The 8,629-nt window shown below is 64.2% G+C and carries 17 protein-coding genes; 16 read left to right on the top strand and 1 reads right to left on the bottom strand.

The window, feature by feature from the left end; translation table 11 throughout:
* Window positions 1-19: 19 nt before the first annotated feature.
* Window positions 20-304, bottom strand: coding sequence for a hypothetical protein (locus CXG43_RS01855; RefSeq protein WP_101098447.1), 285 nt, complete (start codon window positions 302-304; stop codon window positions 20-22).
* A gap of 142 nt (window positions 305-446) precedes the next feature.
* On the opposite strand from CXG43_RS01855, the gene CXG43_RS01860 reads away from it, so the two are divergent.
* The 16 genes from CXG43_RS01860 to CXG43_RS01940 all read left to right on the top strand — a co-directional run.
* The gene (locus CXG43_RS01860) at window positions 447-896 is read left to right on the top strand and encodes a phage regulatory CII family protein (protein WP_101098448.1); all 450 of its coding nucleotides are present in this window, start codon (window positions 447-449) and stop codon (window positions 894-896) included.
* Window positions 893-1,204: a winged helix-turn-helix domain-containing protein gene (locus CXG43_RS01865; protein WP_101098449.1), complete on the top strand. Its 312-nt coding sequence runs from the start codon at window positions 893-895 to the stop codon at window positions 1,202-1,204. The genes CXG43_RS01860 and CXG43_RS01865 overlap by 4 nt, the downstream gene beginning before the upstream one ends.
* A gap of 3 nt (window positions 1,205-1,207) precedes the next feature.
* Window positions 1,208-2,116 (top strand): helix-turn-helix domain-containing protein, encoded by a 909-nt coding sequence (locus tag CXG43_RS01870; protein WP_101098450.1) that lies wholly within the window; start codon window positions 1,208-1,210, stop codon window positions 2,114-2,116.
* Window positions 2,106-2,777, top strand: coding sequence for a hypothetical protein (locus CXG43_RS01875; RefSeq protein WP_101098451.1), 672 nt, complete (start codon window positions 2,106-2,108; stop codon window positions 2,775-2,777). The genes CXG43_RS01870 and CXG43_RS01875 overlap by 11 nt, the downstream gene beginning before the upstream one ends.
* Window positions 2,774-2,971 (top strand): hypothetical protein, encoded by a 198-nt coding sequence (locus CXG43_RS01880; protein WP_101098452.1) that lies wholly within the window; start codon window positions 2,774-2,776, stop codon window positions 2,969-2,971. The genes CXG43_RS01875 and CXG43_RS01880 overlap by 4 nt, the downstream gene beginning before the upstream one ends.
* Complete coding sequence (locus tag CXG43_RS19025) at window positions 2,968-3,714, top strand: hypothetical protein (RefSeq protein ID WP_157825022.1); 747 nt, start codon at window positions 2,968-2,970, stop codon at window positions 3,712-3,714. Before CXG43_RS01880 ends, CXG43_RS19025 begins: the two co-directional genes overlap by 4 nt.
* Window positions 3,711-4,073: a Ref family recombination enhancement nuclease gene (locus CXG43_RS01890; protein WP_101098454.1), complete on the top strand. Its 363-nt coding sequence runs from the start codon at window positions 3,711-3,713 to the stop codon at window positions 4,071-4,073. The genes CXG43_RS19025 and CXG43_RS01890 overlap by 4 nt, the downstream gene beginning before the upstream one ends.
* Window positions 4,070-4,552 (top strand): hypothetical protein, encoded by a 483-nt coding sequence (locus CXG43_RS01895; protein ID WP_101098455.1) that lies wholly within the window; start codon window positions 4,070-4,072, stop codon window positions 4,550-4,552. The genes CXG43_RS01890 and CXG43_RS01895 overlap by 4 nt, the downstream gene beginning before the upstream one ends.
* The gene (locus CXG43_RS01900) at window positions 4,549-4,980 is read left to right on the top strand and encodes an HD domain-containing protein (protein ID WP_101098456.1); all 432 of its coding nucleotides are present in this window, start codon (window positions 4,549-4,551) and stop codon (window positions 4,978-4,980) included. Before CXG43_RS01895 ends, CXG43_RS01900 begins: the two co-directional genes overlap by 4 nt.
* Window positions 4,977-5,237, top strand: a complete 261-nt coding sequence (locus tag CXG43_RS01905) for a hypothetical protein (RefSeq protein WP_101098457.1) — start codon at window positions 4,977-4,979, stop codon at window positions 5,235-5,237. The genes CXG43_RS01900 and CXG43_RS01905 overlap by 4 nt, the downstream gene beginning before the upstream one ends.
* Window positions 5,230-5,646: a hypothetical protein gene (locus tag CXG43_RS01910; protein ID WP_101098458.1), complete on the top strand. Its 417-nt coding sequence runs from the start codon at window positions 5,230-5,232 to the stop codon at window positions 5,644-5,646. Before CXG43_RS01905 ends, CXG43_RS01910 begins: the two co-directional genes overlap by 8 nt.
* The gene (locus CXG43_RS01915) at window positions 5,636-6,064 is read left to right on the top strand and encodes a hypothetical protein (RefSeq protein WP_101098459.1); all 429 of its coding nucleotides are present in this window, start codon (window positions 5,636-5,638) and stop codon (window positions 6,062-6,064) included. The genes CXG43_RS01910 and CXG43_RS01915 overlap by 11 nt, the downstream gene beginning before the upstream one ends.
* Complete coding sequence (locus CXG43_RS19030; protein ID WP_157825024.1) at window positions 6,061-6,906, top strand: toll-Interleukin receptor; 846 nt, start codon at window positions 6,061-6,063, stop codon at window positions 6,904-6,906. Before CXG43_RS01915 ends, CXG43_RS19030 begins: the two co-directional genes overlap by 4 nt.
* 89 nt (window positions 6,907-6,995) lie before the next feature.
* A complete protein-coding gene (locus CXG43_RS01930) occupies window positions 6,996-7,739 on the top strand; it encodes a glycoside hydrolase family 19 protein (RefSeq protein ID WP_198551453.1) in 744 nt (247 codons plus the stop codon).
* Window positions 7,739-8,059 (top strand): hypothetical protein, encoded by a 321-nt coding sequence (locus tag CXG43_RS01935; RefSeq protein WP_101098462.1) that lies wholly within the window; start codon window positions 7,739-7,741, stop codon window positions 8,057-8,059. The genes CXG43_RS01930 and CXG43_RS01935 overlap by 1 nt, the downstream gene beginning before the upstream one ends.
* Window positions 8,056-8,629 (top strand): hypothetical protein (locus tag CXG43_RS01940; protein WP_198552981.1); only part of this gene is annotated, 574 nt, incomplete at its 3' end. The genes CXG43_RS01935 and CXG43_RS01940, both read left to right, overlap by 4 nt.

Raw genomic sequence — 8,629 nt, forward strand, 5'->3', positions numbered from 1 at the left:
GCATTCGGCCCCGCCGCCGTTACAGCCAGGCGTGCAGCTCGCGCAGTGCGAATCCGTCCACTGCGCTGTAGAGCCCAAGCTGTACCAGCAGATGCGAATCGCCACTCAGCAGATTCCCGTCGAACGTCATCTCGCGCATCTCGCGGGTCGTCTCGATGAAGTACCCGAGCCGATTCGACGCGGCAAACACCAGCATCGGCGGCTTGAGCGAGTACGTCTCCAGATCCGTTTTCAGTGCCTTGGCCTGCTCCGGGTTGGGGTGCGCCAGATCCAAGATCACCAAGTACTTCTTTCGCAGCGTCATGTCGCCCTCCTTGCGGGCTGTTCGTGTGGTGCCTGCAGCGTAGCGCAAGGGGGGCGGCACCTTTCGTCCATGAGTTGTTGATGTCCATAACGCACATGTTGCGTCCCAGTAGTGCCCGAATCCACGTTCACGAGACCGCCCAATGAACATCGCAGATGCCGCCTACAAGACCGTCCACGCCTATCCGGGCGGTAGCGAAACGCTTGCCCTGCGCATCGGCATGTCGGCCGCGGTGCTCCGGAACAAGGTCAACCCGAACAACACCACGCACCACCTGACGTTAGCTGAAGCCAGCGAGGTCATGGGCGTTACCGGTGACGACAGCATTCTGCACGCCCTGGCGGCGCAGCACGGGTACACGCTGCAGCAGATCGAAGCAGAGAGCACCGGCAGTGTCCTGAATGCTGTGCTGGAGAACGGCGCGAAGCACGGAGCTTTCTCGCGGGCATGCCAGGAGGCGCTGGCGGACGGCCTGATTACCGAAAACGAGATGAAATTGATCAGCTCGGCAGGCAGCGCGCAGATGGAGGCCGTGACTTTCTTGCTCGCCCGGTTCCGCAGCGTTGTTGGTCAGCACGGAGTGGGCGTATGAGCCAGCTTGCCCGGTCCACCGATTCCAGCGGTAGCCACGAGGCTGCTGCGCGCCTTGTCCGGAGCGGCATGTATGCCGCGCAGAAGGACCTCACCGCCGCGGCCGTACAGCGCTATCCCGGCATGACCAGCATGCAGCTGGCCCGCGTCACCGGCATGGACCGGCACATGGTCGCCAGGCGTCTGCCTGATCTCGCCAAGGAGGGCCGCGCATTCCGTGGCGCCAAGGCCGTGTGCCCGATCAGCAACATCACCGTCTGCACCTGGTGGCCAGTGGCCCAGGGCGACAACTTCACCCTGGCGGTCTAAGCAATGTCCACGATCATCATGTCCCAGTGCTGGCCGCTCCAGCAGCTGAGCGTCACCCAGAAAGCAGTGCTCATCTCGCTGGCCGACCAGGCGAACGACGACGGGGTCTGCTGGCCGGCCATCGGCACCATCGCCAAGCGCTGCTGTATGTCCGAGCGCGCCGTGCGTACGGCGATGGACCATCTGGAGGCTGTGGGCCTGCTGAGCCGTGAGCGTCGATTCAACAGCAGCAACGTGTATTCGGTGACGCCGGCCAAGTTCGATGCGTCGGCGGTGGGCACCAAGGCAAAGCGGAAGGCTGCGAAGCCGGGTACTGCACCGGGCGCAGGGGGTGCATCAGATGCAGGGGGTGCATCAGATGCAGGGCGTGCGCCCGATGCAGTAGGGGGTGCGCCCGCTGCAGGAGGTCCGGCACGGGGCGCAGGTCTGGAGGTGCGCCCCGTGCCGCCTAACCGTCATATAACCATCATTGAACCATCAGATGAACCGTCATTTCCGGCGGTCCTGCCGGACGCGCCGGCGGTGGTCGAATCGGAGACCGAGCTGCAGGCGGCATGCCGGGCGGCCTGGACGGCCTACGCCATGGCTTACCGCGAACGTCACGGCGCAATGCCGGTGCGCAACGCCAAGGTCAACGCCAACGTGAAGCAGCTGGTGAAGCGGCTCGGCGTGGTGGAGGCACCGCAGGTCGCAGGCTGGTTTCTGCGGGTCAACGAGCGGATGGTGGTCCAGGGCATGCACGACCTCGGCCTGCTGCTCGCGCGCTGTGAGGCCTACCGCACCCAGTGGGCGACCGGCCGGCAGATGACCGCCACCAGCGCGCAGCAGGCGGACCAGACCCAGTCGAACCTGAGCGCGGCGGAAGAGGCCAAGGCCATCCTGGCGCAGGGGAGGGCACGCAATGCTGGCTGATCACGAGCAAGACAGGCTGGTGGAGCTGCTGGTGGCCACGGCCGAGGTCATCGGCGACCAGATGCGCCCGACTGCCGCGGCCTTCATCGTCAACGACCTGGCCGGCTATCCGCTGCCGGCGCTGGAGAAGGCATTGGCCGCGTGCCGCCGGGAGCTGAAGGGGCGCCTGTCGCTGGCGGCGATCCTCGAGCGAATCGACGACGGCCACCCGGCGCCGAACGAAGCCTGGGCGAACGCCATTCGCGCCGCTGATGAGGCCGCAACGGTGGTCTGGACCGAGCAGACGCGCGACAGCTGGACCGCGGCGCTACCGCTGATCGAGGCCGGCGACAAGATCGCTGCGCGCCAGGCGTTCCTGGAGGTGTACACCCGGCTTACAAAGGACGCGCGCGCTGCAGGACAGATGGCCGTGCACCACGCATCGATTGGCTTCGATGCCTCCGGCCGTGATGCGGTCCTCCAGCGGGCAGTCGCCGCAGGCCAGCTGGCGCACGAGAAGGTTGCCGAACACCTCGCACTGCCTATCACGATACTCGCCTTCAACCCGCTGGCTCTTCTGGCTGGTCGAGTGGAGGCCAGCCCCGAAACGAATGAGCGAACCCTCAAGCGCTTGGCCGAGATCGCTGGGCTGTTCAGGCCGACGCAAGGTGCAGCGGTATGAACGAGAGCCGCGTCTCCCTGGAGGTCCGCCCGGTTTCCGTGCCCGTGGCAGAGGCGGGTTGGTATCTGGCCTATGGCTACGGCATCAAGCCGCTGGTGCTGTACGCGGCTCGTGGCACCACTGTATGGCGGGTGGGCATGCGCCAAGTTCCAATCACGCAATATGCCGGTCCGGTTCCGGAGCAGCTGGGATGAATCGTCTCGCTAGCCATTCGCCTTTACTTGAGGGGCTGGGATATCAACAGTTCGCAAGCTCGGTAAGTCTGTTCGGCTGCTTCCTCGATGTCCCTGAGGACGCGTCGGTAGACCTCGGCCGCCTCAGATTCGCGCTGCGGATCGTCAGCGAGCGGTGCCCAGTCTTGGAGATCAAGTCGGCCTTGGCGAACTGCCAGGAGAAGGCGATGGAATTGCGGGCCAACCTCACCCATGTGTTCAATCTCACGAGCGAGTTCCAAGAGCTCTGGGGTGAAGGCGGGATGCTGAATTGCCAGATTGAAGAGTGCCTGCCTTCCGCGCGCAAGAGCTTGCGCCAGGTCTGGCCGAGTTTCTGCCCATCGCCATCGGCTATCCGCCTCTGTGATGACGCGCCACGCAAGCCCCTGAGCCTTGAGCAACCGCTGACGTTGGAGCTGAGCCTCGTAAACATCGGCCCGCATCCGCTCAGTGTTGGCTGCTCCGATGAGTCTGGCTCGCTCAGCCCGATGAGCCAGCAGCGGAACAATGACGGCCACCGCGAGCGCTGCGAATGCAACACCGACGCTGATGACGCTAGATATCGCCTGAATTACAGCAGACAACTCAGTAAGGGAAGGCGGACTGGCTGCGGCTATGCCCAAGCAGTGAAATGGAATTGGAGTCATCGGCGCTCTCTTGCGTGCCTAGGTCGGATGGCAATAGGTAACCACGAAAAGGTTGGGGCGGCGAAGTGCGGGGTTTGAACGCACCACGGGCGACCAAGGAAGATGCCGCCCGGATAGAGCTGGCCAAGGTCGGGCCGTGCATGGCTTGCCTGGCGCTGACGACGCAGAGGCTGCTGGCGCCGTGGCAGGTGGTCTACGGCTGCGACTACAACCACGCGAAGAGCGGGAACATCCGCCGCGGCCATGCTTTCGGCTTCGCCCTGTGCAAATGGCACCACATGCGCGTGCCGATGGAAGGAAAGAGCTTCGCCCGGATGCGCGAGATTTACGGTCCGAGCCTGCTCGACGGTTCACGGACCTTCCATGAGGCCTACGGCTCGGACGACTACCTGATCGCCCAGCAGACCTACATCAACGAACTGAGGAGCGTCGCATGAGCGATCCGACCAAATCCATCGCCGAGCACGTGCGCACCGTGCTGACCGCGCGTCCGGAGCATGCCCACACCTACGCAGATGTCCACGCCGCGCTGCGCACCCAAGGCGTTGATCCGGAGCTGGCGACCGAAGCGATCCAGCAGGCACTGCGCTACCTGAAGACGTGCGGATTCGCCAACAAGGTCGGCATGGGCACCCACGCCACATTCCAGGCGACCGGCAAGGGCATGCAGCGGCCGAGGCTCGCGCGGGAAGAAAGTACGCGCCGGCGCCGAGAGAGGGACCGGATCAGGCACCAGGCTAAACGCGCCGCCCCGCCGCGCGAACGGCGCGTGGATGCGAACACGGTTCCCCGGCCGAAGCCGAAGAAAGCCGAGGCATTCACTGGCCCCGCCATGACTGTGGAGGAGTTCAAAGCGGCCGGGGGCGTGGTTGAGCGCCTGACGACCCACTGGGAGCAGATGGAGCAGGCAGCATGAGCATCTGCCCGATCGTCAACGAGGCGTGGCGCGTAGCCCATGCCGCCCACGCCGGCCAAGTCGATAAGGCCGGCCGTCCCTACATCGAGCACGTGGCCCGGGTGGCACTGGCTGTGGAGGGCGATGACGAGGCCGAGGCGGTTGCGTGGCTGCACGATGTGCTGGAGGACTGCCCGGCGTATGCCCATCTGGTGGTGAAGTTCCCCCCGATCATCGCGGAGGCAGTTTTGGACCTGACCCGAACGCGCTTCGGTGATGCGTTCTACTACTGGAACATCCGCCGAAACTCACTGGCACTGAAGGTGAAGCTGGCCGACATCGCCGACAACAGCGATGAGGCTCGGTTGGCGCTGCTGGATACGGATACGGCGGACAGGCTCCGCATCAAGTACGCCAAGGCGCGCGCTGCACTGGGAGTGGGCGCATGAGCGAGCTGGATAAGAATGCGCGGGAGCTGCTGGCCGAAGCGTTCGCATGTGATGAGGCAGAGTTGTTGCGGGAAGAGGTAAGGGCCGCGCGGGTAGTTCTCGCGTGGCATGCCGCCCGCATGCCGCCCAATGGCTTCGTGCTGCTGCCGATGCAGGCGACGCAGGAGATGTACGCGGCATGGATGTGCAGCGAGGGCGGCTGGGCCCATCGATACAAGGCGCTGCTGGCCGCCCGGCCGGGAGCTGCCAATGACTGAGCGCGCGCTGGAGCTGGTGCTGCCCTGGCCGAGCAAGGATCTGTCGCCGAACGCCCGCGTTCACTACCGGGTCAAAGCGGCAGCCACGAAGCTGGCGCGACAGACGGCGGTGGTGCTGGCCCACGAGGCAGGGTGGAAAGGCCTGGAGTTGCCGCCGGGCCGCCTGCACCTGTGGATCGACTGCTACCAGGCGCCGGGGAAGAAGCTGCCGGACGACGACAACATGATCGGCCGCTGCAAGGCGTACCGGGATGGCATCGCCCAGGTGCTGGGCATCGACGACAGGCGGTTCAAGAGCCACCCGGACGTGAAGGACGAGCGCCGGCCGGGCGGGCAGGTGGTGATGCGGATCACGGGCGAGCTGCCGGCAGCAGCCCAGCAACAAGGGGAGCAGGGCAATGCAGGTTGATACGTTCGGGGCATACGTGCGGGCGGAGCTGGAGCACTGGGGCAGGGAGTTCGCGCTGCACCGGGATGTGGACTACCTGGGCCACCATTCGAAGAACGTGCTGCAGGTGCTGATCGAGCACAAGGGCGATATGCCGGGCAGGGCGCAGGGGTACAAGCCGCTGGAGTCGGACAGCCGGGCGCAGATGATCGAGGACATCTTGGCCTGCATCAGCCGGGATAACGTGGCGATGGCATGCTCCCTGCGCGCGTACTACTGCGGCCAGGGGCGTAAGAAGGTGGAGCGGTTCGAGACGGCGATCATGCTGATGTCCAATTGCGGCCATCGAGCGGTGTCCAACCGGCAGTACCTCAGCCTAGTAGAGCTAGGCTTTCAACGCGTTCGAGGGCGTCTCGAGGGGCAGTGTCTGGCAGCATGATCCTTGCCGGCCATCATTTTCTTAAGCAATATTCGAACTTCTATCGGAGCAGGGGAACATGGATGAAAGTATTCGTGAGCTGGTCAGGGGAGCGTAGTCAAGCAGTCGCGAACTATCTGCGGGATTGGATCGCTTGCGTGATCCAAGCCGCCAAACCGTGGGTTTCTACAAGGGACATTGATCGCGGCTCACTCTGGTTCGGAGAGATCAGCGGAGAGGCTGCTATCGGCGTCATATGTCTGACTCAGCATAATAAGAATCAGCCTTGGATCCTCTTTGAGGCAGGAGCGCTCGCAAAGGGCCTTTCGAGTTCTCGAGTGTGCACCCTGCTGATCGACCTGGAACCAAGTGATGTACGAGATCCCTTGGCTCAGTTCAATCACACGCAACCAAACATGGAAGGGATGCGCGCGCTAGTGGGCACGCTGAATGGAGCATTGGGCGCAAGCGGACTAGACGCGAAGACGCTCGAGCAGGCATTCATGACCTACTGGCCGCAATTCGAACGTGAATTCGCGCGAATCCTTGAGGCGACGCCAGCCCCCGTACCGGACGCGCCGCGTAGTGATACTGATGTTCTGGAAGAGATATTGGATACCGTTCGCTCTACCTCTGTCAGGGTCGGGCGCCTGGAGAAGGAGCGTAGCCGACCTCTCACGCACCCATTGACGATGCCGGCCTACTACGGCGGCGGAGAGGGCGTGGCAACCTACGCCGACGGTGCTCTTTCGCGCGCATTCGGAGGAGCGCCCCTTAATGATGAGCAACGAGCCATGGTCGCCAAAATTCTCATGCGCAAAGCAAGCAATCCGGAAGACCCTGAAGGACCGGCAATCGCTTGACAGGTGCACACCTCTAGCCTAATATTTCAGGCACTGTGACATAGAAGCATCCGGATCTCTCCGGGGGCTTTTTCATTTCCGGAATCCATATGCTCCTGACCGCCTCGACAATCCAGCAGGCGGTCGGCTGCAGCGCCGCGACCGCGCAGCTTTGGGCCAAGCCGCTCTCTGATGCCTGCGCCCTGTATGTGATCAGCACGCCGAAGCGGTTGGCGGCCTTCCTCGCCCAAGTCGGGCATGAGTCGGCCAGCCTGAAGAAATTGGTGGAGAACCTGAACTACGGCGCGCAGGGTCTGGCTGATACCTGGCCTACCCGTTACGCGGTGAACCCGAATGCCCGCCCCCGCGTGCCCAACCAGCTCGCGCGCGCGCTGGAACGGAAGCCGCAGGCGATCGCCAATAACGCCTACGCCAACCGGATGGGCAACGGGCCCGAGTCGAGCGGCGATGGCTGGAAGCACCGCGGCCGTGGGCCGATCCAGAACACGGGCAAGGCGAACCACGCTGGCATGCGCGACACGCTGCGCGCCAAGGGCGTCAAGGCGGTTCCAGACTTCGAAGCTAGCCCTGAGCTTCTGGAAGTTCCGCAGTGGGGCGCCCTGGCGGCTGCTGCGTACTGGGATGCGAACAACCTCAACAAACTGGCCGACGCCGGCAGGTTCGATGAGATCACCCAGCGGATCAACAACGGACAGACCGGCGCCGCCGACCGCCGGGCGCGGTATGCGCGTGCGCTGCCGATCCTGGCGGAGCGAGCAAAGGCGGCCACGACAGCTGACTTCAGTCGGGTGAGTGCCACGGTGGACAGCACCGCTCGCAAGGTGGTGCCCTAATGGAAGAGACGACAGCCCCTTGGTGGCTCGCCGGTGGCGCGGCCGCGCTCTGGATTGCCCGCGAATTCATCGGCGCAGTGCTGAGTCGCAAGCAGGACAAGGCCGAATCAGAGGGGAGTGTTGCCCTTATCGCCGGCCTCACGGCTCGCGTTGAAGGTCTGGAAGCAAGCCAGCTGAAGCTGGGTCAGCAGCTCGCCGAAGAGATGAAGTTGCGCATGGAGGCTCAGGAGCTCGCCCACAAGTTGAGGCTGCGTGTGCTGTCTCTGGAAGCATCCCTTCGCGGCCTCGGTGCCGTCATCCCGCCGGAGATCCCTGGATGAACCGAATCCTGATCGCAGTTGTTATCGCTTTCGGTATCTTCGCTGCTGGATTCATCGGGGGGTGGTCCTGGCGTGGTGATCGCGCTGAAGCAGCCGTTGCCGTGCAGGAGGTCGCAGCGGTCAAGCAGAACTTGACCGCTGAGCAGGGCGCCCGCGCCGAAGAACACAAGCAGGCCGATACCCTGGCCACCATCGGAGAAAAGCATGAAGAAGCCCGCGCTGCGGCCCCGGCCGTCGCTGATGCTGTTGTGGCTGGCCTGCGCGATGGCACTCTCCGCCTGCGCAACGACCTCGCCGCGTGCCACACCGACCTCCTGTCCCAGACCGCAGCCGGCACCCTCGAACGTGATGCGGCCACCCAGCGCCGAGAAGAGTTTGCGGGCCGAGTTGTTCGAATCGGCCGAGACGCAGACGACCAGCTCCGCGCCTGCCAAGCCGTAGTCGCGGCGGATCGCGCCACATCTGCGTCGAGCGCAGCCAGCGCGTGGAACGCCTTCGTGGAACATGGCGCCGACCTTTTGCCCACAGGGTATCCACAGAAAGCTGAACGGGCGGGGCCCCTGACGACAC

The sequence above is a fragment of the Stenotrophomonas sp. Bg11-02 genome (assembly GCF_002836635.1).
In the GTDB taxonomy this organism is placed as follows: domain Bacteria; phylum Pseudomonadota; class Gammaproteobacteria; order Xanthomonadales; family Xanthomonadaceae; genus Stenotrophomonas; species Stenotrophomonas lacuserhaii.

Bases quoted from the DNA above. Each gene is read 5' to 3' on its own strand.
- CXG43_RS01855 (WP_101098447.1), bottom strand. From the start codon at position 304: ATGACGCTGCGAAAGAAGTACTTGGTGATCTTGGATCTGGCGCACCCC.
- CXG43_RS01860 (WP_101098448.1), top strand. From the start codon at position 447: ATGAACATCGCAGATGCCGCCTACAAGACCGTCCACGCCTATCCGGGC.
- CXG43_RS01865 (WP_101098449.1), top strand. From the start codon at position 893: ATGAGCCAGCTTGCCCGGTCCACCGATTCCAGCGGTAGCCACGAGGCT.
- CXG43_RS01870 (WP_101098450.1), top strand. From the start codon at position 1,208: ATGTCCACGATCATCATGTCCCAGTGCTGGCCGCTCCAGCAGCTGAGC.
- CXG43_RS01875 (WP_101098451.1), top strand. From the start codon at position 2,106: ATGCTGGCTGATCACGAGCAAGACAGGCTGGTGGAGCTGCTGGTGGCC.
- CXG43_RS01880 (WP_101098452.1), top strand. From the start codon at position 2,774: ATGAACGAGAGCCGCGTCTCCCTGGAGGTCCGCCCGGTTTCCGTGCCC.
- CXG43_RS19025 (WP_157825022.1), top strand. From the start codon at position 2,968: ATGAATCGTCTCGCTAGCCATTCGCCTTTACTTGAGGGGCTGGGATAT.
- CXG43_RS01895 (WP_101098455.1), top strand. From the start codon at position 4,070: ATGAGCGATCCGACCAAATCCATCGCCGAGCACGTGCGCACCGTGCTG.
- CXG43_RS01900 (WP_101098456.1), top strand. From the start codon at position 4,549: ATGAGCATCTGCCCGATCGTCAACGAGGCGTGGCGCGTAGCCCATGCC.
- CXG43_RS01905 (WP_101098457.1), top strand. From the start codon at position 4,977: ATGAGCGAGCTGGATAAGAATGCGCGGGAGCTGCTGGCCGAAGCGTTC.
- CXG43_RS01910 (WP_101098458.1), top strand. From the start codon at position 5,230: ATGACTGAGCGCGCGCTGGAGCTGGTGCTGCCCTGGCCGAGCAAGGAT.
- CXG43_RS01915 (WP_101098459.1), top strand. From the start codon at position 5,636: ATGCAGGTTGATACGTTCGGGGCATACGTGCGGGCGGAGCTGGAGCAC.
- CXG43_RS19030 (WP_157825024.1), top strand. From the start codon at position 6,061: ATGATCCTTGCCGGCCATCATTTTCTTAAGCAATATTCGAACTTCTAT.
- CXG43_RS01930 (WP_198551453.1), top strand. From the start codon at position 6,996: ATGCTCCTGACCGCCTCGACAATCCAGCAGGCGGTCGGCTGCAGCGCC.
- CXG43_RS01935 (WP_101098462.1), top strand. From the start codon at position 7,739: ATGGAAGAGACGACAGCCCCTTGGTGGCTCGCCGGTGGCGCGGCCGCG.